We start from the raw sequence: 24941 nt of genomic DNA, 5'->3' as shown, positions 1-24941 counted from the left end.
CCATGCAAAAGCAATCTATAGCCATTCTTGGGGCAGGCAATTTAGGATTAGCCATATACAAAGGCTTGGAAACAGGCGGACTGTTAGAAAACAACCAGGCCATTCTCACCAGAAGAGATACCAGTGCCATTAAGAACGTTAGCCACCCAGCTACCACTATCACCTCAGACAACAGAAAGGCTGTAGAAGATGCTGATATTATCATATTTGCCGTACAACCTAAGCAATTAAAAGAAGTAATTAATGAGGTAAAACCAGCCATCAATCAGGATAAACACACATTAATATCTGTGATTACTGCTGTGTCTACCGAAGAAATTGAGGAGATGATTGGCTTTGAGCTGCCTATCATCAGAGCTATGCCTAATACAGCCATAGCTGTGGGGCAATCTATGACTTGCATAGCCTGCAACAAGTCAGGCAAAACTAAGCTCGATGCTGTTCAAACTATATTTAATTGTGTAGGTAAAACTATGGTTATTGAAGAAAACCTGATGCAGGCCGCCACTGTGGTTTGTGCCAGTGGTATCGCTTTTTGGATGCGATTTATCAGGGCTACCACCCAAGGGGGCGTTCAATTAGGCTTTGATGCCGAAGATGCACAAAAAATAGCAGTACAGGCTTGCCAGGGAGCAGCTAGCTTGCTTAACAGCAGCGAAAGCCACCCGGAACAAGAAATTGACAAGGTTACCACACCACAAGGCTGCACCATAGCTGGCCTTAATGAAATGGAACACCACGGGCTCAGCTCCGCCTTGATAAAAGGCCTCGTAACCTCTTATGACAGAATTAACAAAATGAAAAAATCATGAAGCCATTTGACGTATATCCTCTCTTAGATATAGAACCGGTGAAAGCCGAGGGCTGCAAAATAATAGATAAAAATGGCGTGGAATATCTAGATTTTTACGGAGGTCATGCCGTAATATCAATTGGTCACTCTCACCCCGTTTATGTAAAAAAAATCACTGAACAACTACAGCAATTAGGGTTTTACTCTAACTCCGTGCAAATACCACTGCAAAAAGAGTTAGCAGAAAAGCTTGGGCAACTTTCTGATTACGAAGACTATGATTTGTTCTTATGTAATTCAGGTGCTGAAGCCAATGAAAACGCATTAAAGCTGGCCTCATTCCATACTAATAAAAGTAAAGTAGTGGCCTTCAAAAAAGCTTTTCATGGCCGTACTTCTGCTGCGGTGGGAGTTACTGATAACCCGAATTACTCCGCTCCCATCAATAAAAATGAGAACACTGTATTTTTGGAGCTCAATGACTTAGATGCTGTAGAAGATGAATTGAGCAAAGGGAATGTGTGCGCTGTTATTATTGAAGGCATACAAGGTGTTGGCGGAATCCACATTCCTGAAGATCCGTTTTTAAGGGGCTTAAGCCAACTTTGTAAAGAATATAATGCCATTTTAATACTAGACGAAGTACAGTCAGGCTATGGCCGCACGGGTAAATTCTTTGCCCATCAATATGCTCAAATAAAACCGGACCTGATTACTACTGCAAAAGGAATGGGAAATGGCTTCCCTATTGGCGGAGTATTGGTTAGCCCTGCATTTGAAGCAAAGCATGGTCAACTAGGCACTACTTTCGGAGGCAATCATTTGGCATGTGCCGCAGTCATTGCTGTTTTGGATGTTTTAGATGATGAAAAACTGATCTCAAATGCGGCAAAGCTGGGCAATTATTTCTTGAGTAAATTCTTAGAAATACCTGAAATAAAAGAAATCAGAGGAAGAGGACTCATGATAGCACTAGAGTTTGACTTCCCTATTAAAAAGTTAAGACAGATTCTTCTTCAGGAAGAACATGTTTTTACGGGAGTAGCATCTCACCCCAACGTACTAAGGCTCTTACCTCCTTTGAGTCTAAGTGAAAATGATGCTAATTTGTTTATACAGAAATTAAATACTGCAATAGGAAAATTAAAGGCTAATGAAGAAATTCATCTCCGTTAAGGACACAGAAGACCCGAAAGGGCTTGTAAAAAAGGCAATTGAAATAAAAAAGGATCCATTTTCTAATCCCATAGGCAAAAACAAAACTATGGGACTCATATTCTTCAATCCTAGTTTAAGGACCAGGATGAGTACCCATAAGGCGGCCATGAACCTGGGTATGAACGTCATTAACATGAACATTGATAAAGACGGATGGAAAATAGAATTTAATGATGGAGCCGTGATGGATGGTGATAGTCAGGAGCATATTAAAGATGCGGTAAAAGTGATGAGCCAATATGTAGATATACTTGGCGTAAGAACTTTCCCTGGGCTTAAAGATAGAAATGCCGATTATAACGAAGAAGTAATTTCTAATTTCATAAAATATAGTGATGTACCTGTGGTGAGTTTAGAGTCTGCCACCCGCCATCCACTTCAATCGCTAGCTGATTTGGTAACTATTGAAGAAATAGGCATTAAAAAACCCAAAGTAGTACTAAGCTGGGCCCCACACCCCAGAGTATTACCTCAGGCAGTACCCAACTCTTTTGCGGAATGGGTAAAAGTAACTGATGCAGATCTTACCATTGCTTGTCCGGAAGGATATGAGCTGGCCGACGAGTTTATGACTGGAGCCAAAGTATCTCACAATCAGGAAGAAGCTTTTAAAGACGCTGACATTATTTACGCGAAAAACTGGAGCAGCTATACGCATTATGGTCAAAAGCCAGAGGTAAAGGAAGACTGGAAAGTAACGTCAGAAAAAATGAACCTAACCAACAATGGTAAGTTTATGCATTGCCTGCCCATCAGAAGAAATGTAATTGCCACTGATGAAGTTATTGATAACTCCATGGTTTATAAAGAAGCGAAAAATAGAGAATATGCAGCCCAAGCGGTGTTACAGGAAATTTTAGAGAACTTATGAAACCGAAGCTAACCATAGTAAAAATAGGAGGAAATGTAATTGATGACCCAGAAATTCTACAAACTGTGCTCAAAGAATTTGGCCAGCTTGATGGCGCTAAATTACTGGTTCACGGTGGAGGTAAAATAGCATCAGACATATCCAAAAGGCTTAAAATACCTACCCAGATGGTAGATGGCAGAAGAGTAACTGATGCCGCCACCCTGGAAGTAGTAACTATGGTATATGGAGGGCTGGTAAACAAAAATGTTATCGCCCTCCTCCAAAGTTTTGGCACAGATGCTATAGGCTTAACGGGCGCGGATGGCAACACCATTCCCGCACATAAAAGAGAGGTAAAAGATGTAGACTATGGCTTTGTAGGCGATATTGACACTTCTGATATTAATACCGACAAGCTCACCTTTTTAATTAATGGAGGACTAGTGCCCGTGTTCTGCGCCCTCACCCATGATAATAAAGGACATTTGCTTAACACCAATGCGGACACCATGGCCTCTTCGTTAGCCATAGCGCTTTCAAAAAATTATGATACCGAACTCATCTATTGCTTTGAAAAAAATGGCGTCTTGCTAGACGTGGAAGATGATAACAGCTTAATAAGAGAGCTCACCTATTTGCACTTTCAGCAACTAAAAGATGATGGCGTAATCCACCAAGGCATGATTCCTAAACTGGACAATGCCTTTTTAGCTAAAAGACATAATGTGAATGTTACTGTAAAACATGCGTTAAACTTAACTTCTCCCATCGGCACAAGCTTATTATGACATTAAAAGAAGAAGCCATTTCCCTTTTAAAATCGCTCATTTCCATACCTTCTTTTTCAAGAGAAGAGGATAAAACAGGAGACTTAATTGAGCAGTTTTTCAAACAAAAAGGAATAGCATATCAACGTAGTAAAAATAATATTTGGACTAAGAACAGGCATTTCTCTACAGAAAAGCCTACTCTTTTGCTCAACTCTCATCATGATACTGTAAAGCCTAACTCAGGATACACAAGAGATCCTCATCTGGCCGAAATAATAGATGGTAAGCTTTATGGCTTAGGCAGTAATGATGCTGGCGGCCCTTTAGTGTCATTACTAGCTACCTTCCTTCATTTTTATGAACAGGAAAACCTTACGCATAACCTTATTTATGCTGCTACTGCCGAAGAAGAGGTATCAGGTAAAGATGGCATTGAAAGCATACTCCCTCATTTAGGAACTATTGATTTAGCCATAGTAGGTGAACCCACCAGTATGGATCTGGCCGTATCAGAAAAAGGCTTGATGGTGTTAGACTGTATAGCCAAAGGAAAAGCGGGTCATGCCGCCAGAAATGAAGGGGAAAATGCCATTTATAAAGCAGTAACAGATATCGAATGGTTTCGCCAATATGAGTTTGAAAAAGCATCGCCTACCTTGGGCCCTGTTCATATGAACGTAACCCAGGTAAACGCTGGCACACAGCACAATGTGGTACCAGATGAATGTCACTTTGTAGTAGACATTCGCCTTACAGATACTTATACACATGAAGAACTATTAGAGATCATAAAGCAAAACACGCTAAGTGAGGTGACTCCGAGAAGCACCCGATTAAAACCATCAGGTATTAGCATGGCTCATCCATTGGTAAAAAAAGCGATTGAAAAAGGCATTAAAACCTATGGATCACCTACCATGTCAGACCAGGCTTTGATCAATGCTCCAAGCATAAAACTTGGCCCGGGAGACTCTAAGCGTTCACATTCGGCTGATGAGTTTATTTATGTTCATCAGATAGAAGAAGGCATAGATACTTACATTGATTTACTAGAAAGATTTTTAAAAGATTAATTCTCGATATACAAGAAAGGCTTTAGGCATCCTTATCATAATCATGAGGATAAATAAGGTTAAAAGAAAATCTAATATCGTGATTAATACACAAACAATATAGATATGAAACTTTGGGACAAAGGATATAAAATAGAAAGTGCAGTAGAGGAATTTACAGTAGGTAATGATAGACAGCTAGACCTGCACCTGGCAAAATATGATGCGCTAGGCTCACTAGCTCATGCACAAATGCTACATGAAGTGGGCATACTCACTGATGAGGACATCAAAGACATCGATAAAGAAATCAGAGCCATCCTTGCCAATATTGAATCAGGTGGCTTTACTATAGAAGAAAGTTTTGAAGATGTACACTCTAAAATAGAACATCAACTTACCGAGAAGTTAGGAGAAGCAGGTAAAAAGATACATACCGCCCGTTCTCGTAATGACCAGGTTTTGGTAGACATGCACCTATTCTGCAAAGAAGAATTATTCACTATCAAAAGCCTGGTAAAAGAGCTATTTGATCGTTTAATTTCACTCAGCAATGAGCATAAGGACGTGCTTATCCCTGGCTATACCCACCTGCAAATCGCCATGCCTTCTTCATTTGGCATGTGGTTTGGTGCTTACGCAGAAGCTTTAATTGACGACATTCATTTTCTAAATGCCGCTTTTAAAATATCTGATCAAAATCCTTTGGGATCAGCAGCAGGTTACGGCAGCTCATTTCCTATTAACAGAACATCTACTACACATAAGCTTGAATTTGCTACCTTAAAATATAACTCCGTAGCTGCCCAAATGAGTCGTGGTAAACTGGAAAAATCGGTAAGCTTCGCCCTAGCCAGTACAGCCGGCACCTTAGCTAAATTTGCTATGGATGTATGCTTGTATATGAGTCAAAATTTCGGATTCCTCACTTTCCCTGCTCACCTCACCACAGGTTCTAGCATTATGCCGCACAAAAAGAATCCTGACGTGTTTGAGCTAATCAGAGGAAAATGCAATAAAATCCAGGCCCTGCCTACTGAACTCACTCTGATCACTAATAACTTGCCTAGCGGCTACCACAGAGATTTCCAACTCTTAAAAGAAAGCCTTTTTGCAGGCCTTTTCGAGTTAAAATCATGCCTTCAGATTTGTGAATTCATGCTTCAGCATATTATCATCAATAAAGAAGCCATTAATGATCCTAAGTATGATTATCTGTATAGCGTAGAAGTGGTAAATAAAGAAGTACAGAATGGCCTGTCATTTAGAGAAGCTTATCAAAAAGTAGGAAAAGAGATAGAAGAAGGTAACTATTCTCCCAGCAAAGAAGTACATCATACCCATGAAGGCAGCATAGGCAACCTGTGTAATGATAAAATTATTGAGAAAATGGAGAAAGCATTCAATTGAATTTTATTAATAAACACTAAAAATTAATGATTAAAACACTCATTTATATATTGGCAATTTCATCCATATTCGCAGCATCCTGCAGCAAAGATGATGAGTCAGTACTCAAGATTAATTCTTTTGTATTGACTACTGAGCATGGACAAGATAATGGGGAATTCGGCTTTGACGCTTCAGACCAATGGCTTTCTACAGATAACGAGAACATAGAAGGTTTTGGAATTTTAGACGAGCAGCAAAATGAGACTGAAATAACCAACTCAGGAATCTCTAAAGAATCTAATTTAAGAATTACGGCTTACCCTAATCCGGTAGTTAGTCACTTAAGTTTACACCTTTCGCCTGAGTCCGAAACGTATTTTGATATGATCGTCTTAGATCAAAATCGACATATCACCCATCAGTCTAGCTTAATACTCAAATCTGACACCACTTTAAATTTAGATTTTAGAGATTTTAGTTCAGGAGATAAGTTTAAAATGATTTATAGCCTTTCCAATGAAAATACACTCAATTTTGTTAAAGGATACGGAAATATTGGATACTGTCCGGACCTAAATGATAGCTATGACTGGGAAGAATTAACTCAATGCTTACGTTAAACCTATAAAAGCAATATATGAAATAGTCACGTGCAAAAACAGGTGTAATTTTCAACCAGATAATATTATTATTAAGAGTTAGAAAGGGTTTTGAAACTTAGAGAATATAAGCATCTGTATATCTTCATATTACACTATTTTTCACTTAAAGATATAGGTTGAAACAGAACCATAATCATCAATAAATCGTTAAGATCATAGATTATATTATAGAAAAGCGATATATTTAGCGTCATGGGTAGAGATAATGAATTGATTAGTTTACTGGCAAAACCAGATATGTTGAATTTGTTTAAACGAATTCTGAAGTCAAGGATATTATCCAGATCTGAACTGGAGAGGCAGAGTAATCCTGCCTCTATTGAAGCTAGTTTGAATGAACTTGAGATGCTTGGCCTTATTAACCGACAACCTTCAGCCTTTCATGATTTTGATAAATTCTATCCTACCAGAGAAGGATTAGAAATCGAAAAAATGGTTAGATGAATGACGTAGCCTGCGCTCTCGTTGTAAGTTCTTTATTATCAGTTTTACTAGCAACCATACAAATATCAATAGATGCAAAAACTAATGATCTGAGAAGTATTATCACTTCTTCATTCATATTTTACATCCTTATAATGGTGATAGGCAACATTATCACTACTTTACTATCCGCCAACCTTATAGACAACAACCTGCCTGCACCAGGCAGCAGCCAAACTTCATTTTTACTGATAGGTCCGAGATGGATCTGGTATTCGATATTTGGAGTATTCGGCTTTGAAGCCATAATTCAAAAAGTAAACGTCACTTTTTTTGATCAGGGCGTACTCACCATACATGACTGGCTTACAAAAGCTAAAAAATCAGCTACAGCGGCTTCTTTAGAGAAAATAGTAATGCTCAATTTCCAAGATTCTCAATCACTGGCCAGTAAGCTTAAAGACCAATTGGATCAGGAATCTATCCACACTTTTGCCTCTATGCAGCTCGGCTTTGACCAATATGAAAAGATTATAGACTCCATAAAAGGTAACGACAAGATCAATCACGAAGAGTACCTGGCCTATGTACTTGCCGAGCAATCACCACGGGTAGTGAAAGCAAAAATTAGGGCAAGATAAAAAGCCCTTTTCAACAAAATCATTTCCTATGAAGGTATCTTCACCCTAAAAGAAGTTCCTTCTCCTGGGGTAGACTCTACTTCTATTTCACCGTTAAGCAAGGTTACGGCTTCTTTCACGATATACAGCCCCAGCCCAGACCCTGATCGGGATTCATCTGCACGGTAAAACATTTCAAATATATTTTTCTGATACTGCTCAGGAATACCAATACCGTTATCACAAACCGAAATGTGTATGAATCCATTGCTCTTATATACCGATATTTCAACCAGCGAGTGTTCCTTATTTACATCACAGTACCTGATACTGTTAGAAATAAGATTATTGAATATGATGCGAAGGCGGTTTTTATCAGAGAAGTAAACTCCTTGCTCCACCTTCACTATTCTTTTAATTTTATTGAAGTGGTTTAGGTATTTGTAGATGCCAAACACCTCACTAATTATTTCGTGAAAGTTAACCTCTTCTTTGATCACATCAAGGCGTGAGTTTTTAGAGTAAGCAATCACATCCTTTATAAAAGAATCTAGCTTAATAATGCTCTCCCTCATCCTTTCTATAAGTTCATCTTTAGCCTTCTGGGTATCTTCAAGGTTATATAAGTTAAGTAGCCCTATCATTGAAGAAAGAGGTGCTTTTAAATCATGAGAGGCGGAATAAACAAACATATCTAACTCCTTATTAGTCTGACGAAGTTGCTGATTAGACAATTTAAGCTGAGCCGTCCGGTCTTCTACTACCGCATTTAACCTGTCTTGTGCCTTTCTCAGTCTATAAGAATAGAATGCAGATAAAAGATAGATGATAATAAAAGTGCCTACCAGACAAATGGCCACAAACCACCATCTGGAATAAAAAGGCTCAGCTACAATAAAACTGATCTCTTCTGGCTCACTCCATAGATAATTACCACTTTGGCGAGCTCTCACCTGCAGTTTATAAGCCCCTGCATCAAGCTCGTTGAGCTTAACTATATTATTTAAATCCAAGTCAATCCACGCACTGCTATCAGCCATTTTATATTGATAGGTAAGTAATGACCCGGGAAATGTCAATGAAAGAAAATGCAACTCTGCTATAGAGTGATTGGGTATAGACTTATCACCAATATCATTTAAGCTCCACTCTCTGCCGTTTATTACCACAGCAGTCAAAAATGGCTTTTGGGTAATATTAAACTTCTGATTACCATGCACTGAAGCGGATAGACCACGTGCCGTTCCTACCCACTTGGTACCATTACTATCGACCCGCAAGTCCCGGGTGTTGCCAGAGCTGGATGGCAGGCCTGAATCCTTACCAAAAGTGATATAGCTTTGCTTTTTAGCTAAATCTACTCTAATTACTCCCAATGTATTAGCCAGCCATAAAATATCATTCTCTACTGCAACAGCTTTCACAGGCACCTTAGTCATACTACCTAGATTTAAGCGATTTACATTATCATTAGTATAGTGAATAAGGCCATCTGAGGTAGCTAGCCAGATAGTATCATTCTTTTCTACAATGTCATTAATCTCAAAATTTGAATTTACCTGGAATCTTATAGGCACACTGACATTAACAAATCTATCTATGTCAACATCATACTTATACAAGTAAGAGTCAGTGCCAATACTCCCAAAATACATAGTCCCATTCACCTCATTTCCAGACACTAGCATTCCGTGTATTCCTTCCTTTTCTCCGTAATGTTTCAAATTGCCCTTTGAGTCTAATCGAAAAACACCATCTACGTTTTGTTGATGTATCCATAAATTATCTTTACTGTCAGCGTACAGAAATGATATAAAACTCATTTCATTAGATAACTTAATGGTATCTGTAATGACATCATTTTTCAAATGCAATACATTAAACTTATTGCTTAACCAGACATCAGAGCCTTTTGCTGCAATGGCTATAAAAAATTCATTATTACCTCTTACTATAGTGGACTTTTTATACCCACCATCATCTCTTTCTAATTTAATCAGGGCGTCTTTATAGGAGTAATATATTTTATTTCCTAAAGGCATTATCGCCTCCACATAATAGTTATCATCGTTAACTTCCTTAAAGTAATTCTTCTTAAGCATCACCAATCCTTCATCAGAGCCTACCCAAAAATTACCATCCTGATTAACCAATATATCGTTAGACCTTAAAATATTGAACCTCGTTTGAACTGACAAGTCACGCTCCTTAACTACCATCAACTCATTTCTGAAAGTACCAATCAGCAACTGAGTACTGTCATACCTCACTATATTAGACACCTCCTTTACAGGCAAGCTATTCAATACGTTAGCATGAAAACCGTCCTCTGATTGCCATAACTTATGCACTCCGTTAAGGTCTCCTACTAAAATAGTATCATTCAAATTAAAGCAGATATTAACATTCACCAAGGGAATATCTGATTGAAGAGATAGTTCTTTAAACTCATCGGCTGTTTCATCATAATGAAACACATGGCCTCTATAAGTAAGAATATAAAGCTGATCTCCTATTTCAAAAAAGGAAAAAGAGCCAAGAAAACTGTGGGAAAAATCGCGGACACCAAAAGTGTATCTTTTAAATTGATTTCCGTGAAGTTTTACGATACTACCGGGCTCGGACACCCATTGATTTGACTTACTATCAATAAAGATCTTTTTGGGGTACCATAAGGTGGAATCAGTCATATACAGGCCACCCTTAATATATGACTTAAAACTTACATCATTAATACCAGGAATAATTTCAGTAATTCCAAGATCTGAAACGGCCAATAACTGACCGCCGGTATTTACTATATCTTTAAGGTACCTGCTTGGTGTGGCTTGTGCGTAGCTTTGAAATTCCCGGCCATCGTACCGTACTAGGCCTTCATCTGTTCCTATCCATAAAAACCCGAGGGAATCAAACTCTACTGCTTTGATTAAGTGAGTTACTACTCCCTCCTCTACTCCATATACTGTCTTCTGAAAATTTTGAGAATGTGATGTATGAGTAACTAATGCACTTATAAAAAGAATAAAAAGTGCCCTCATAAATTACATAAAATAGAATAGACTACTCACAATATACAATGCTTCTAAGATATATTAATAAAATAAAAAGGTTAATTGTAACCATGATTTCACTAAAAATAATCCACTAACATCAACTTCAGTGTTTTAAAATTATCAATTGCTAGCGTTTAATTCCGAGAAATTAGACTAACAATTATACAAAACCTATCATTTCTAAATATTTTAATTTAGTTTAGCTCAAACTTTTTAAACTAGAACAATAACCATTTTTTTTATGAAAAAATTACTAGCGATAATCATTGCAGCAAGTACGCTAATGCTATCATGTTCAGATGATGATGACGAAACTCCACTTGTCGCCGATTTCTCAGCCTCCATAGTCGGAGAATCTCCTAACGCAGAACTGGTTATCATCAACAATTCTACAGGGGCCTCTTCTTATAGCTGGGAGTTTTCTGAGGGAGCATCTGTTGCAACTTCTACAGACCAGACCCCTTCCGAAATAACAATTGACAAAGCAGGAAATTTTGAAATCACTCTGACTGCGATAAGTGGGAGTAATGAAGACCAATCTACAACTACTCTATCTATTAATGGCAACAGTGCCATATTAGAGTTTAGTGACGTTGAATTTGGTATAGAAGAAGGAGATGCAACTTACGGAAGGTTCTTTTCTATTGAAGACGGGGTAGTTTATACTGACAGTCAAATTTCGGAAGAAAACGGAGCTTCTGTAAACATTACTTTTGGTAGTTTCGGTTCTTCTGTAAACTTTTTTGAAAGTCCTGCTTCCTCAAATTTCTATATTCCTAATGCCACAGAAACCTATTTCATAAATTATCAATCTGAAGTTATTATGACTGCGGATGATTTTGATGCAATGGATGATGATGAAGAGTTATCTGAATTTACAGTTACTCAAGATGATGGAGAAGGCTTCAGCAGCAACTCTATACCCAATGTCATTTTATTCCAAACTGAAGCAGGAAGAAAAGGTGCAATAAAAACCAAGAACCGTGATAGCGAGCGACTTTTAGTAGATATTAAAGTACAGAAGTACTAATATTCAGATTACAATAATTAAAATAGTAAAGCCCCTCAAATTCCAAAGGGGTTTTACTATTAAATTTTACGCCTTATTTCTATCACCACAGACTTAGATATAGGGGTATTGCTTTTCTTAGCATATTGATTATAAGGCACTAGCACGTTAGCTTCAGGAAAATAAGTAGCCACACATTTAGTAGGTATATCATAGGGAATAACTAAAAAACTACTGGCCAATCGTTCAACACCATCATACTTACTGATCAGATCCACTTTTTGCTCTGGTTTTATGCCTGCCTTTAGCATATCGCTTTCATTCATCAGCACCACTCTCCTATCATAATGAATGCCTCTGTACCTGTCATGCAGGCCGTAAATAGTAGTATTATACTGATCATGGCTCCTGATAGTCATCATCAAATATTGATCTTCTCTCAATTGATGATCAGCTAACTCATTAATAGTAAAATTGGCCTTTTTAGTATTGGTATGAAATTCGGCTTCTCTTGCTCCATTTGGCAGATAAAAACCACCTGGCTCACGCACCCTTTCATTATAATCTTCAAAACCCGGGCAGGTCATTTCAATGGCATCTCTTATATAATCATAGTTTGAAACCATTTCAGACCAATCTACGGTACTTTTCTCTCCTAATGTATGCTTAGCCAACTCAGCCACGATCATAGGCTCACTGAGTAAATTATCTGATGCAGGCTTTTTATTGCCCCTGGAGCTATGAACCACCCCTGTAGAGTTCTCTACAGAAACAAACTGCTGACCGGATTGCTGTATATCACGCTCGGTTCTTCCCAAGCATGGCAATATAACCGCTGTTTTACCATGCACTAAATGACTTCTATTCAGCTTAGTAGATACTTGCACCGTTAAATCACAATTCATTAATGCCGTAGCCGTATACTCCGTATCAGGTGTAGCTGAAAGGAAGTTCCCCCCCATAGCAAAAAACACCTTCGCTTTACCTTCATGCATAGCCTTCAGTGCATTGACCACATCATATCCATCTTTTTCCGGAGGAGTAAAATGAAAAGAACCTTTCAGTTTTTGAGCAAATGAAGGCTTCAGTTTTTCCCAAATGCCTACTGTTCTATCTCCCTGCACATTACTATGGCCTCTTACCGGGCAAGTTCCGGCACCTGGTTTACCTATGCTACCTTTAAGCAAAAGTAAATTAACCACCTCACGTATGTTATCCACTGCATTTTTATGCTGAGTAAGGCCCATGGCCCAACAAATGATAATCTTCTTTTTTGGCAGCTAATAATTCAGCTACTTCTCGTATGGATTGCTCACTTACTCCAGTCTGATTAATAAGTTCATTTAAATTATGACTCAGAAGGTCAACCTTAAACTCTTCATAACCAGCAGTTTTATTAGCTATAAATTGATGATCGAGTACTGTACCGGGGTTCTCTTCTTCCATTTGATACAGCATAATCATCAATGCCTTTAACAGGGCTACATCAGCATTAATTCTTACTTGCAAAAAGTAATCAGTGATCTTAGAGCCACCACCAAGCATATCATTTACATTTTGAGGATGCTTGAACTTCATAAGACCTACTTCAGGCAGTGGATTTATAGTAACGATCTTAGCCCCTTGTTGCTTTGCCTTTTCAAGCGCTGTGAGCATTCTCGGGTGATTCGTTCCTGGGTTTTGCCCCATAATCATAATCACTTCAGCCAGATTAAAATCTTCCAACTTCACCGAGCCTTTACCTATACCTACGGTTTCTGAAAGGCCAGCACCACTGGATTCATGACACATATTAGAGCAGTCAGGCAAATTATTAGTACCATACTGCCTTACAAATAATTGATAAAGAAAGGCCGCTTCATTACTAGTGCGGCCAGAAGTGTAAAATATAGCCTCATCAGGAGATGGTAAAGTTTTCAAATGTTTAGCTATAATTTGAAAGGCATCATTCCAGGCTATAGGCTCGTAGTGACTACTGCCCGGCTTTAAAATCATGGGATCAGTAATTCTGCCGCTCTTGCCGATTTCATAATCAGACCATTCTGAAAGCTCCTGCACAGAATAGCTAGCAAAGAATTCAGCATCTACTCTGGCTTTAGTAGCCTCCTCTGCGACAGCTTTTGCTCCATTTTCACAAAATTCGGCTATAGATCGGTGCTTATCAGGATCAGGCCAGGCACAGCCCGGACAGTCAAAACCGTCGAACTGATTGAGCTTAAGCAAGGCTTTGGTTCCTCCTACTATGCCCACCTCTCCAAACACATGTTTTAAAGATGACTTGATAGCTGCAATACCTGCAGCTACCTCAGGCGGACGACCATATGACAATTTATTATCATGGTCTTCTGGCGGCTGTGCTTTTACTCTTTTCTTATCCATAGCCGTTTAATTCATGGTTATTTTGCCATAGGATTTTTATAAAGATCTTCTTCATTTTCTCCTTCCCTGGCTTTTAGGCACTGAAAATCCTTCTCTACTAACACCTTAAGCGTATCTCCCTGAGGCAAAGGTATTTGAGTAGTAAAACCCACCTCTTCCGTATTCACCCAGTCGCTTAACGTTTTTTCAGGCACCTTTACAGTGATAAAAGAGCCATTAAAATCTACAGATATGTCATCATTATCCGTCACCTCCATCCCGTAAATCAACTTCCTATCACCAAAGTCAATGCTATCACTCACCATCCGCTCCTTTTGCATAATACCTACTTCACTTTGCGAAAGCCTAAATCTCAAAGAGTTTCCTTTAATTCTAATTTTCATGGTCAATTTAATGTTTAAAATGTTCGAGTTTCTCCCCTACTCTTTTCTCCCCATGATAAATATTAAAACCTCCGGACTTGATAAAGCCCACGAGTGTCATATTAATTTGTTTAGCCAGGTTTACTGCCAAGCTGGAAGGCGCCCCAACAGCCAACAGTATAGGTACATGAGCTACAGCAGCCTTTTGCACCAGTTCAAAACTGGCTCGTCCGCTTACTAAAATAAAGGCATTTTCCAGTGCTACAGATGCCGGTTCTAAAAGGCTACTACCAATAAGTTTATCAAGTGCATTGTGCCTACCAACATCTTCTCTCAGCCTAATTAATTTGCCAGACTCAGAAAACAAGCCTGCTGCATGTAACCCTCCTGTGTGTTCAAAAACATTCTGCTCTGCTCTTAATTGTCGTGGCGCATCCATAATAGACATTTCTGACACCTTAAGAACATTGCTAATCACCTCGCATGACTGCTGTACTGATGCTATAGAGCTTTTGCCACACACCCCACAACTAGAAGTCATATAAAAATTTCTCTGAACTGAAGCGGAGTCGAATTTCACACCAGGGTGTAATTCAACTCTAATTACGTTACCACGCTCCTCTTCACTTTCTACACGGCTACAAGGCTTTATTGAAAGAATATCTGCGGCAACACTTATTATTCCTTCAGTATACAAAAAACCAGCTACCAACTCCTCATCATTTCCGGGCGTGCGCATGGTTACCATAAGCTTTTGCTCCTTGCGGTTATACTCCTCGCCATAGCCTAATCTAAGCTCCAGGGGCTCTTCTACTGCCAGTAGGTCTGGCTTAGATTGGTATTGCTGATCAGAATATTTTTTTATAGATGTAGCTTCAACACGCATACTACTCATTCTATAAATATACATGTTGTTAATCTAAAAATCACTATTTCAGATTACAAGTAAAGCGGTCAGGATTTATCTTCGCTTAGCTCAAACCAGATATTTTACCATCATTATCTATATCCATCTGAACAGCAGCGGGTACCGCTGGCAGGCCGGGCATCCTCAGCATATTGCCGGTTATAGGAATACAGAAACCTGCTCCGGTAGCAATTTCTATCTCGCGCACGGTAAGTGTAAAGTTTTGAGGTCTGCCTAGCTCATTCGGATCATCGCTCAATGAGCTCTGCGTTTTAGCGATGCAAATTGGCTTGTCATTAAGCCCTATCCGAGCGATTTTCTTTAAATTTTGTTTGGCTTTAGGCAAAAACTCTACTTCCCTGGCTCCATATACTTTACGGGCTACTGCTTCTATTTTATCTTCTATAGACCAGCTCCACTCATATACAGGCTTATAAGGTTGCGTACATTCTTCTACTGCCTTTAGCACTTCTGAAGCCAGCTGAGTAGTACCTTCACCTCCATGCTCCCAACCTTCAGAGACTGCCACTTTAATACCTAACTCCGTACATCTTTCTTTTACTATTTCCACCTCCTCATCAGAGTCAGAAGAGAATCGATTGACAGACACTACAGGCTGAACACCATATAATTTAACATTCTCAAGATGCTTTTCCAGGTTAGCCAAGCCCTTCACCAAATGCATGGTATTTTTCTCTTTAAGATTCTCCAGCTTTTGCCCTCCATGATATTTGAGTGCTCTTACCGTAGCTACCACCACAATCGCTTTTGGCGAAAAGCCAGCATAACCACATTTAATATTTAAAAACTTCTCAGCTCCCAGGTCGGCTCCAAAACCAGCCTCTGTAACCACGTAAGGAGTGAGTGACATACCCATTTTAGTAGCTATGATAGAGTTAGTTCCTTGAGCAATGTTAGCAAACGGCCCACCATGTATGATAGCAGGGTTCCCCTCCAGTGTCTGCACCAAATTGGGTTTAATAGCCTCTTTTAACAAAGCTGTCATGGCTCCCTGCGCTCCAAGGTCTTTCACAAAAACAGCCTTGCCATCATAAGTATCTCCTATGTAGATATTACCGATCTTTTGTTTAAGATCCTCAATATCTTTAGCCAGACATAAAATAGCCATAATCTCAGAAGCCGCTGTAATATTAAAACCGGTCTCCCGCATCATCCCACCAGATTTACCACCCATTCCGGTCACTATATTTCTAAGGCCGCGATCATTCATATCCATCACTCGCTTCCACTCTACAGTACGCGGATCAATACCCAGGTTATTAGTCTTCGTTTGAATGTTATTATCAATCAAAGCAGCCAGGAGATTATTAGCCTTTTCAATAGCCGCAAAATCTCCGGTAAAATGTAAGTTAATATCTTCCATAGGCACCACCTGACTGTAACCTCCACCGGCTGCACCTCCTTTCATTCCAAATACAGGCCCTAAAGATGGCTCTCTAAGCACCACTGTAGCTTGCTTACCCAATTTATTAAGTCCTTCTGCCAGACCAATTGAAGTGGTGGTTTTACCCTCTCCTGCTGGTGTGGGCGTCATAGCCGTAACTAAAATGAGGGTGCTTTGCGCAATTTTTTCTTCATTAACCAGATTCAGAGGAAGCTTGGCTTTGTACTTTCCATACATTTCAAGCTCATCTTCGCTTATTCCTACTGACTGCGCTATTTCCTTAATATGCTTTAGATCAGTGGATTGCGCTATTTCTAAGTCTGATTTATAGGTTTGTTTTGTTGACATGTGGTTTCACGGTTTTTAGCGGCTAACAAAGATATAATTCCCATTCTAAAATGAAAGGTTTTAGGCTGCATTGTCGGTCCTTTATAGATTCTGGCTAATTTTGAGCTTTTAAATAACACATGCGCAGAAAACACCAATTCGACTTCAAACAATTTTCTGTAAAACAGGAAAACACAGCCATGAAAGTAGGTACTGATGGTGTTCTCATTGGTGCGTGGGCCTCGGTAGATGGTACCAGAAAAGCACTTGATATAGGTACAGGCACTGGTCTTATTGCGCTAATGATAGCACAAAGATGTGAACACTGTAATATAGAAGCTATTGATGTAAGTGAAGCCGCCACAACAGAAGCAATCTATAATTTCAAAGCTTCTCTCTGGCACGACAGACTCACTGCGCACAGGATATCATTGCAGGAATTGGCCAATAGCAAAACACCACATTCCTTTGATTTGATCATTACAAATCCACCATATTTTGAGCAAGGAGGTACTAAGGCGCAGACAGATGAACGACATCAAGCACGGCACAATCACTCCTTAAGTCAGAATGAACTGCTGAGTTCGGTAAATCAACTACTTTCAAAGGGTGGCAGATTTAGCCTCATTCTACCCTATAATGAAGGTCTATCATTGATGAAAAAATCAAAGGCCTATGAATTATTTATTAATAGAAAAACAGCCTTTTTCAGTAAAGAAAGTAAACCTCAAGAAAGGTGGCTCTTAGAATTTTCCAGAATAGAAAAACAACCTACTGAAAATCAACTCATACACTATAATATGAATAATGAATGGAGCGATGCTTATAAAGAACTCACTAAAGACTTCTACTTAAAACTATAAAACCGATCTCTCCATTTCACAAATAACGCAAAATGATATTAGCATTTGATTCCTATTACTTTAATAACAAAGCAAAAACAGTATGTCTTCTTTTTGAAAACTGGGAAGATGCTACTCCACATAGCATACTATCAGAAATAACCGAAGGTGTAGCTGACTATCAACCAGGTGAGTTCTATAAAAGAGAGCTTCCTTGCATCTTAAGTCTGTTAAATAAAGTGGAATTTGAAATACATGCAATAATAATTGATGGATATGTTACCCTGACAGATACTGGTAAGCCGGGGTTAGGTGCTCACCTGCACCAAGCCTTAGCTTCTAAAATTCCCATTATAGGGGTGGCTAAGTCTGGCTTCCATGATAACAGCAAATTAGTAAGAGAGTTGTACAGAGGAGAAAGCAAAAATCCACTCTACATTACAGCGGCAGGAATGGGTGCAGATGAAGCCTATAATCACATAAAAAAAATGGATGGGCCTTTCAGAATGCCAACATTATTGAAATTACTTGACAAAAAAACAAGAGAAGCTCTTCCTGAATAATTAATTAAACACACCTGAATTCATGTAAAAAACTAATTATTTAACGGAATAGATATAATTATTATCAAATATGTTAATAATCTTGTGCTATTATAATTAGTTTTAATCAAACTCTTTCTTATCTTTATATTAATGTTTGTGCATTTATACAGTACTAGCGTTGGCTCTACAACAAAATGACCTTTGCTACACTCTATTTCTCAAGCAGTTTTAATTTATTTAATTTATTTTACAATGAACATTTTTGTAGCAAAGTTAAACTACCGAACAACTAGCGAAGCCCTACAAAGACAATTTGAAGCTTTTGGTGAAGTGACCTCAGCTAAAGTAATCTTTGACAGAGAAACACAACGATCTAAAGGTTTTGGATTCGTAGAAATGCCTGATGATGCAGCGGCTAAAGAAGCCATAAGCACACTTAATGAATCAGAATTTGACGGCAGAACCATAGTTGTTAAAGAAGCAAGACCTAAGACTGAAAGTTATTAATCATTAATAAATTTATCGGTATTTGAAAACGACCTCATTTTTTGAGGCCGTTTTTTTAAAAAATATTTCATTGTTTGAACATTAATGTTAAAACATCGTATATATTTGCAGACATAAATTTTAAAACATTACACAGAGATGAAAAAAGTATTATTCAGTCTATTTGCATTAGTAATTGCTGCAACAGCAGTTTCTGCACAAACTAAATGGGATCTTGATAAAGCACACACAAAAATAGGCTTTAGCGTATCTCACATGACCATAAGTGAAGTAGAAGGTTCATTCCAAGAATTTGATGGTGGAGTAACTTCTTCATCTGACGATTTTGATGGCGCTGAGATCACATTCACTGCTAAAACAGCTTCTATTGATACTGACGTAGAACAAAGAAATGAGCACTTAAAATCAGAAGACTTTTTTAACGTAGCTAAATACCCTGAGCTTACTTTTAAAGGAAAGCTTAAAAAAAGCGGTAAAAAATATAAACTAACAGGTGATTTCACCTTATTAGGCGTTACTAAAACAGTAACTTTTGATGTAAAATATAATGGTACTGTAGTAGATCCTTACGGAAATACAAAAGCTGGTTTCCAAATTACTGGAACTATTGACAGAACAGAATATGGAATGAAATGGAACGCTACACTTGATGCAGGTGGTTTACTTGTAGGTGAAGAAGTAGAAATCACTAGTAACGTAGAGTTGCAGAAAAAGGCTTAAAATGTCTTAAAAAACTGTATATTAGACAAGTTGATAGGAGGTTATCGAATTATTTCACAATAAGTTTGTTAATAATTCGATAGCCTCGCTTGACTTTAAAAGTGGAAAACCTCTATTTTTGAAATCCCCTAAAAAATAAATATGAAATTTGAAGAAGAAATAAAGCAATCTAAATTTACCAGCGAATGTCAGAAGGCCACGCTTAACCTGATTTTTACCTCAGGTTTTGTTAACAACATGCAGAAGGACTTCTTCAAACCATATAATATTACTAACCAACAATATAACGTCCTTAGAATTTTGCGAGGACAACACCCTAAATCTATATCAACTTCTGGCATAAAAGACAGAATGCTAGACAAGAACTCAGATGTTTCGCGTATAGTAGACAGGTTGACCTTGAAAGGCTGGGTTCAAAAAACAGTATGCCCCGATGATAGAAGGTTAGTAGATGTAGTGATCACCAATGAAGGCCTTCAACTTCTTGAGAGCATGGACACAGAAGTAAAAAAGCTAAATGAGCATTTAGGCTCTCTTACTGAAGAGGAAGCCAAGCAGCTAAGTGAATTATTGGATAAAGTAAGAGGCTAACCCTCTATTACTGATGTGCAGGCAGGTAAACGGTAAAAACACTGCCTTCATTTTCTTCACTTTCTACTGTAACCTCTCCGCCATTAAGCGCGGTAAATTGATATACCAACTGTAAGCCCAGACCTAGACCTTTCTCTCCCTGAGTACCCCAGGAACGTTTGGAGCCTCCCAACTTAAAGAGTGAATCTAACTTATCTTTTGATATGCCAATACCTGTATCTCTTACTGATATAGCGACCATTCCCTTTTTTCGTATTGCTGAAAGCTGGATATGCCCACCTTCTGATGTGAATTTCAACGCATTATTAAGTAGATTTCTTAAAATAGTATTCAGACTGTTCATATCGGCAAAAACAGCTAGATCTGACTCAACATCAGTGGCTAGGCTGATATTTTTTGCTCTAGCCATATTATGAAAAAGATCCTTTAGATTATTAACTACTGATGGCAGTTCCACTTTCTCGGGGTGAAATGGAATACTCCCCTGCTGAGCCATTGCCCAGTCCAGAAGATCATCCAGAACGCGTGAGAGTTGGCTCACGGAATTATCAAAATCTACATTGAGCTCTTTGAGTTCGGCTATATTTTCTTCTTCTACTAAAACCTTGATTAAACGTCCCATCCCTTTGAAGGCCTGAACAGGGCCTCGCAAGTCATGCGATATAATGGAAAAGAAACGGTCTTTAGTTCTGTTTAATTCATCCAGCTGATCTCGCTGCGTTTCAATTTCTTCCTTCTGCTCTTCCAGCAGCTCATTGGCTTGCTTTCGCTGTTGATTATTCCTATAAAGAAGAAAAGCCACAATCATAACCAAAACAGTGACTACGCCTAAGGAAACTGCCACCACGGTTTGCCTGGTCTTTTCTGACACCAAAAGATCTACCTCACTCTGCTTTTGATTTACCTCATACTCGGTGCGCATGTCCGCCATCTTGCGGATAGTCTCCTGATCTACCACACTATCTTTATAGGCATAATATTTTGTTTGGTAGTCAAAGGCTTTTTGATGGTTTCCAATTGCTAAGTATATTTCAGATAACTTTTTACAAGCATCCCTAATTTGTTCTTTAAACCCTTGTTGATTTGCAATATCTAAGGCATTTCTGGCATGAATTAATGCTTTTTCATATTCCTTTCTATCTTGATAAATGTCAGCTAATGAAATATCATAAACAGTGATAGGATAATAATCCCCTAGCTTCTTTAGTAATTTTGTAGCTCTAGTTATATTATTTTTTGCCTTTATATATTGATCTTGTTCTGCATAAGCCAAACCTATATTCCCAAGGGAATATCCTATACCTATCTCTAACTGTAACTTATCAAAAATATCTCTTGATCTATAAAAATATACCAGCGATGAATCTAGCGAATGTTCTAATCTAAAAACCTCCCCTAAATTTAACAGTAAAGTTCCCCACCTAACGCTGTCTGAGTTAGCTATAAAAACTGGCAGTACCTTTTTATAATATTCTTTAGCCAATGTATAATTGGTTGCTACTGTATAAACGTCACCAATCGCGGAATTAATGATGGCCAAATTAACATCATCTCCCTCCGCCGCTGAATATTCAGCTCCTAACAGTAAATACTTTAAAGATTTATCTGTATCTCCTTTCATCTTATAAGCATAACCAACCCCCATCAAGCACCTTGACATCCAGCCATCATGCCCCAACTCTTCTGCTATTGCCAATGCTTTTTTTGCATATGCCAAAGATGAATCTGGATTAGGAAGATTTTCATAAACTTGTTTTAGGATCATCAATCGCGCAGTATCAGCATGCGAGTATTTTTCTTCCTGTAAGAGAAGAATTAAACTATCTGCATAACTTTTGTTTTGAGCATGCACTTGGACTAGAACGAATAAATTGAATAAGATCAAAAACCAATAAAAACCCTTGTACACACTACACCTCATTATCCGGTAAATAAACGGTAAAAACACTGCCTTCATTTTCTTCACTTTCTACTGTAACCTCTCCGCCATTAAGCGCGGTAAATTGATATACCAACTGTAAGCCCAGACCTAGACCTTTCTCTCCCTGAGTACCCCAGGAACGTTTGGAGCCCCCCAACTTAAAGAGTGAATCTAACTTATCTTTTTCTATGCCAATGCCTGTATCTTTTACTGATATAGCGACCATTCCTTTTTTTCGTATTGCTGAAAGCTGGATATGCCCTCCTTCTGGTGTGAATTTCAGCGCATTATTAAGTAGATTTCTCAAAATAGTATTCAGACTGTTCATATCGGCATACACAGCTAGATCCGATTCTACATCAGTGGCTAGGCTGATATTTTTCGCTCTAGCCATATTATGAAAAAGATCCTTTAGATTATTAACCACTGATGGCAGTTCCACTTTCTCGGGGTGAAATGGAATACTCCCCTGCTGAGCCATTGCCCAGTCCAGAAGATCATCCAGAACGCGTGAGAGTTGGCTCACGGAATTATCAAAATCTACATTGAGCTCTTTGAGTTCGGCTATATTTTCTTCTTCTACTAAAACCTTGATTAAACGTCCCATCCCTTTGAAGGCCTGAACAGGACCTCGCAAGTCATGCGATATAATGGAAAAGAAACGGTCTTTAGTTCTGTTTAATTCATCCAACTGATCTCGCTGCGTTTCAATTTCTTCCTTCTGCTCTTCCAGCAGCTCATTGGCTTGCTTTCGCTGTTGATTGTTTCTGTAAAGCAAGAAAGCCACAATCATTACCAAAACAGTAACTACGCCTAAGGAAACTGCCACTACGGTTTGCCTGGTCTTTTCTGACACCAAAAGATCTACCTCACTCTGCTTTTGATTTACCTCATACTCGGTACGCATGTCCGCCATCTTGCGGATCGTCTCCTGATCTACCACACTATCTTTATAGGCATAATATTTCGTTTGATAGTCAAAGGCTTTTTGGTAATCTCCAAGCTCGGCGTATAATTTATAAATGTGTTGGCTTGCATCTCGCACCTGCTCTTTCAATCCTTCATGCATAGACATGTTATAACTATCAAGCATGTACTCTAAAGCTTTGTCTGTATCGCCCCGAGCTTTATAGATTTTACCCAAGGAAACAGTATAAACAGCCACTGGATAAATATCGCCAAGCTTCTCCAAGGTACGGTTAGCACTTTTTAAATATTCCTCTGCCACTTCATACTTGCCTTGCTCTTCGTAAACCAGACCAATATTACCTTCACTGTAGGCTATGCCGAGTTCGTAATTAGTACTATCGAAAAATACTTTTGATTTATTAAAGAGAATCAGAGCTGAGTCAAGGTGATTGCTTAGACGGTAACATTCGCCTATATTAACATACATACTTGCCATCTGAACAAGGCTACTGTTCTCATCTTCCTGGAAGGCTCTTAAGCCATCATAATAATACTTAACAGAGCTTGCATAGTTACCCTGTACACGATAATCAGCTGCTATTGCATTATATGCTGCCCCTAAATATCTAGAAATCTTTAATTTATTTGCATATTCTAAGGACTTTATATGAGCTTCAAGCGCCTCTTCTACATTTCCCTTTAACTTTAAAGCATATCCTTTATTTAAATATGCATTATGCATCCAAAATAAATATTCCTCTTCATTACCCCGTAGTAACCCCATTGACAACTCACTATACTTAATTACTGAATCTGAATTAGCATGATGATAATATATCTTTCTTAATAACTTCAATGAATCTAAAAAGGAAAGATTCTTTTCATTATTTAACACGTTAAGAGCGCTATCAGCTTTTGCAATATCCTGACTGCACAACTCACCCTGAAAAGAGACTCCCAAAAGGAATGTTAGCCCAATAATCCATTTAATCATATCTACTCTCTCAATATTAACATTAACACGATTCCCACCAATGGAATCAGTAATTTGTTAAAACTTTCTCAATTCCTAGCTAAGAAATTAGATGGATTTTGGATTTTATTACTAATAAACGATATATATTATGAGAATAACACAATGAATCAAGCAAGTGTTCCTCTATAGGCGGGTAAGTAAATGGTAAAAATACTACCTCCTTGTTCTTCATGTCTAACTACTACTTCTCCACCACTAAGTTCTGTAAATTGATAAATTAGTTGAGATCCCTTACCATAGATTTCATCATTATCCATATAGGCATCCTGGTCCTGCTCTTCGGATATAAGTTGCTCTGAAGTATTAGCAACAGAAAGGGCAACAACCTCACTCTTCTTATGTACATAGAGTGTAACCTTGCCTCCCCTTGGAGTAAACTGAATGGCATTACTCAAAATGTTTTTCATGATAGCATATAAATAAACCCTATCCACATGCAACACTATTTTGGTTTTTAAATTAGCCTTGAGAACTATACCTCTTTTTTTTGCCACTTCCCCGAACTCAACAAACAGCTCATCTATCAATGCTCTCAATTCAACTTGCTCAGGAGTCATTATTGCTTTTCCTTTTTTAGTTAGTGGCCACTTACTCAGATTCTCCATCAATATAGATAAGCGATTAATAGAATTATGATTATCCGTA

The 24941-nt window shown here is 38.4% G+C and carries 24 protein-coding genes; 15 read left to right on the top strand and 9 right to left on the bottom strand.

What is annotated here, in order from left to right; translation table 11 throughout:
• Window positions 1-2 precede the first annotated feature (2 nt).
• The 9 genes from proC (at window position 3) to LVD15_RS14510 (ending at window position 7804) form a co-directional block, all read left to right on the top strand.
• The gene (gene proC / locus LVD15_RS14550; protein ID WP_233775955.1) at window positions 3-812 is read left to right on the top strand and encodes a pyrroline-5-carboxylate reductase; all 810 of its coding nucleotides are present in this window, start codon (window positions 3-5) and stop codon (window positions 810-812) included.
• Window positions 809-1969: an aspartate aminotransferase family protein gene (locus tag LVD15_RS14545; RefSeq protein ID WP_233775954.1), complete on the top strand. Its 1161-nt coding sequence runs from the start codon at window positions 809-811 to the stop codon at window positions 1967-1969. The genes proC and LVD15_RS14545 overlap by 4 nt, the downstream gene beginning before the upstream one ends.
• Window positions 1947-2882, top strand: a complete 936-nt coding sequence (locus tag LVD15_RS14540) for an N-acetylornithine carbamoyltransferase (protein WP_233775953.1) — start codon at window positions 1947-1949, stop codon at window positions 2880-2882. The genes LVD15_RS14545 and LVD15_RS14540 overlap by 23 nt, the downstream gene beginning before the upstream one ends.
• Complete coding sequence (gene argB / locus LVD15_RS14535) at window positions 2879-3652, top strand: acetylglutamate kinase (RefSeq protein WP_233775952.1); 774 nt, start codon at window positions 2879-2881, stop codon at window positions 3650-3652. Before LVD15_RS14540 ends, argB begins: the two co-directional genes overlap by 4 nt.
• On the top strand, window positions 3649-4707 hold the full coding sequence (locus LVD15_RS14530; protein WP_233775951.1) for a M20 family metallo-hydrolase: 1059 nt from the start codon (window positions 3649-3651) through the stop codon (window positions 4705-4707). Before argB ends, LVD15_RS14530 begins: the two co-directional genes overlap by 4 nt.
• Before the next feature lie 105 nt (window positions 4708-4812).
• On the top strand, window positions 4813-6096 hold the full coding sequence (gene argH / locus LVD15_RS14525) for an argininosuccinate lyase (protein ID WP_233775950.1): 1284 nt from the start codon (window positions 4813-4815) through the stop codon (window positions 6094-6096).
• Between the two features lie 26 nt (window positions 6097-6122).
• The gene (locus LVD15_RS14520) at window positions 6123-6698 is read left to right on the top strand and encodes a hypothetical protein (protein ID WP_233775949.1); all 576 of its coding nucleotides are present in this window, start codon (window positions 6123-6125) and stop codon (window positions 6696-6698) included.
• Between the two features lie 234 nt (window positions 6699-6932).
• The gene (locus tag LVD15_RS14515) at window positions 6933-7184 is read left to right on the top strand and encodes a hypothetical protein (RefSeq protein ID WP_233775948.1); all 252 of its coding nucleotides are present in this window, start codon (window positions 6933-6935) and stop codon (window positions 7182-7184) included.
• A complete protein-coding gene (locus tag LVD15_RS14510) occupies window positions 7181-7804 on the top strand; it encodes a hypothetical protein (protein ID WP_233775947.1) in 624 nt (207 codons plus the stop codon). Before LVD15_RS14515 ends, LVD15_RS14510 begins: the two co-directional genes overlap by 4 nt.
• Window positions 7805-7830: 26 nt before the next feature.
• Here the strand turns inward: LVD15_RS14510 and LVD15_RS14505 are convergent, their stop codons facing one another.
• Window positions 7831-10821, bottom strand: a complete 2991-nt coding sequence (locus LVD15_RS14505; RefSeq protein WP_233775946.1) for a sensor histidine kinase — start codon at window positions 10819-10821, stop codon at window positions 7831-7833.
• A gap of 256 nt (window positions 10822-11077) precedes the next feature.
• Between LVD15_RS14505 and LVD15_RS14500 the strand changes: the two genes are divergently transcribed.
• Window positions 11078-11866 (top strand): PKD domain-containing protein, encoded by a 789-nt coding sequence (locus tag LVD15_RS14500; protein WP_233775945.1) that lies wholly within the window; start codon window positions 11078-11080, stop codon window positions 11864-11866.
• 59 nt (window positions 11867-11925) lie between these two features.
• On the opposite strand, the gene LVD15_RS27135 is transcribed toward LVD15_RS14500, so the two are convergent.
• From LVD15_RS27135 to LVD15_RS14480, 5 genes are all read right to left on the bottom strand, one after another.
• Entirely contained in the window at window positions 11926-13092 is a 1167-nt protein-coding gene (locus tag LVD15_RS27135) for a molybdopterin dinucleotide binding domain-containing protein (RefSeq protein WP_306416718.1), read from the bottom strand.
• Window positions 13073-14224: a molybdopterin-dependent oxidoreductase gene (locus LVD15_RS27130; RefSeq protein ID WP_306416717.1), complete on the bottom strand. Its 1152-nt coding sequence runs from the start codon at window positions 14222-14224 to the stop codon at window positions 13073-13075. The genes LVD15_RS27135 and LVD15_RS27130 overlap by 20 nt, the downstream gene beginning before the upstream one ends.
• Before the next feature lie 17 nt (window positions 14225-14241).
• Window positions 14242-14607 (bottom strand): DUF7009 family protein, encoded by a 366-nt coding sequence (locus tag LVD15_RS14490; protein WP_233775944.1) that lies wholly within the window; start codon window positions 14605-14607, stop codon window positions 14242-14244.
• A 7-nt stretch (window positions 14608-14614) separates the two neighbouring features.
• The gene (fdhD, locus tag LVD15_RS14485; protein ID WP_233775943.1) at window positions 14615-15496 is read right to left on the bottom strand and encodes a formate dehydrogenase accessory sulfurtransferase FdhD; all 882 of its coding nucleotides are present in this window, start codon (window positions 15494-15496) and stop codon (window positions 14615-14617) included.
• 61 nt (window positions 15497-15557) lie between these two features.
• Entirely contained in the window at window positions 15558-17246 is a 1689-nt protein-coding gene (locus LVD15_RS14480; protein ID WP_233775942.1) for a formate--tetrahydrofolate ligase, read from the bottom strand.
• A gap of 119 nt (window positions 17247-17365) precedes the next feature.
• Between LVD15_RS14480 and LVD15_RS14475 the strand changes: the two genes are divergently transcribed.
• The 5 genes from LVD15_RS14475 (at window position 17366) to LVD15_RS14455 (ending at window position 20430) form a co-directional block, all read left to right on the top strand.
• The gene (locus LVD15_RS14475; protein WP_233775941.1) at window positions 17366-18088 is read left to right on the top strand and encodes a tRNA1(Val) (adenine(37)-N6)-methyltransferase; all 723 of its coding nucleotides are present in this window, start codon (window positions 17366-17368) and stop codon (window positions 18086-18088) included.
• A 32-nt stretch (window positions 18089-18120) separates the two neighbouring features.
• Complete coding sequence (locus LVD15_RS14470; RefSeq protein WP_233775940.1) at window positions 18121-18630, top strand: endonuclease V; 510 nt, start codon at window positions 18121-18123, stop codon at window positions 18628-18630.
• Window positions 18631-18864: 234 nt separating this feature from the next.
• Window positions 18865-19119: an RNA-binding regulator gene (gene rbp / locus LVD15_RS14465; protein WP_202245897.1), complete on the top strand. Its 255-nt coding sequence runs from the start codon at window positions 18865-18867 to the stop codon at window positions 19117-19119.
• Window positions 19120-19257: 138 nt separating this feature from the next.
• A complete protein-coding gene (locus LVD15_RS14460; protein WP_233775939.1) occupies window positions 19258-19839 on the top strand; it encodes a YceI family protein in 582 nt (193 codons plus the stop codon).
• A 141-nt stretch (window positions 19840-19980) separates the two neighbouring features.
• Window positions 19981-20430: a MarR family winged helix-turn-helix transcriptional regulator gene (locus LVD15_RS14455; RefSeq protein WP_233775938.1), complete on the top strand. Its 450-nt coding sequence runs from the start codon at window positions 19981-19983 to the stop codon at window positions 20428-20430.
• A 7-nt stretch (window positions 20431-20437) separates the two neighbouring features.
• On the opposite strand, the gene LVD15_RS14450 is transcribed toward LVD15_RS14455, so the two are convergent.
• The 3 genes from LVD15_RS14450 to LVD15_RS14440 all read right to left on the bottom strand — a co-directional run bounded on the left by LVD15_RS14450 (window position 20438) and on the right by LVD15_RS14440 (window position 24901).
• The gene (locus tag LVD15_RS14450) at window positions 20438-22195 is read right to left on the bottom strand and encodes a sensor histidine kinase (protein WP_233775937.1); all 1758 of its coding nucleotides are present in this window, start codon (window positions 22193-22195) and stop codon (window positions 20438-20440) included.
• A 145-nt stretch (window positions 22196-22340) separates the two neighbouring features.
• Window positions 22341-24254: a tetratricopeptide repeat-containing sensor histidine kinase gene (locus LVD15_RS14445; RefSeq protein ID WP_233775936.1), complete on the bottom strand. Its 1914-nt coding sequence runs from the start codon at window positions 24252-24254 to the stop codon at window positions 22341-22343.
• Between the two features lie 149 nt (window positions 24255-24403).
• The gene (locus tag LVD15_RS14440) at window positions 24404-24901 is read right to left on the bottom strand and encodes a sensor histidine kinase (protein ID WP_233775935.1); all 498 of its coding nucleotides are present in this window, start codon (window positions 24899-24901) and stop codon (window positions 24404-24406) included.
• Window positions 24902-24941 lie beyond the last annotated feature (40 nt).

Source organism: Fulvivirga maritima, from assembly GCF_021389955.1.
Classification (GTDB): Bacteria; Bacteroidota; Bacteroidia; order Cytophagales; family Cyclobacteriaceae; genus Fulvivirga; species Fulvivirga maritima.
Note: the sequence above shows the minus strand (reverse complement) of the source record. Positions and strands in the feature narration are given on the sequence as shown.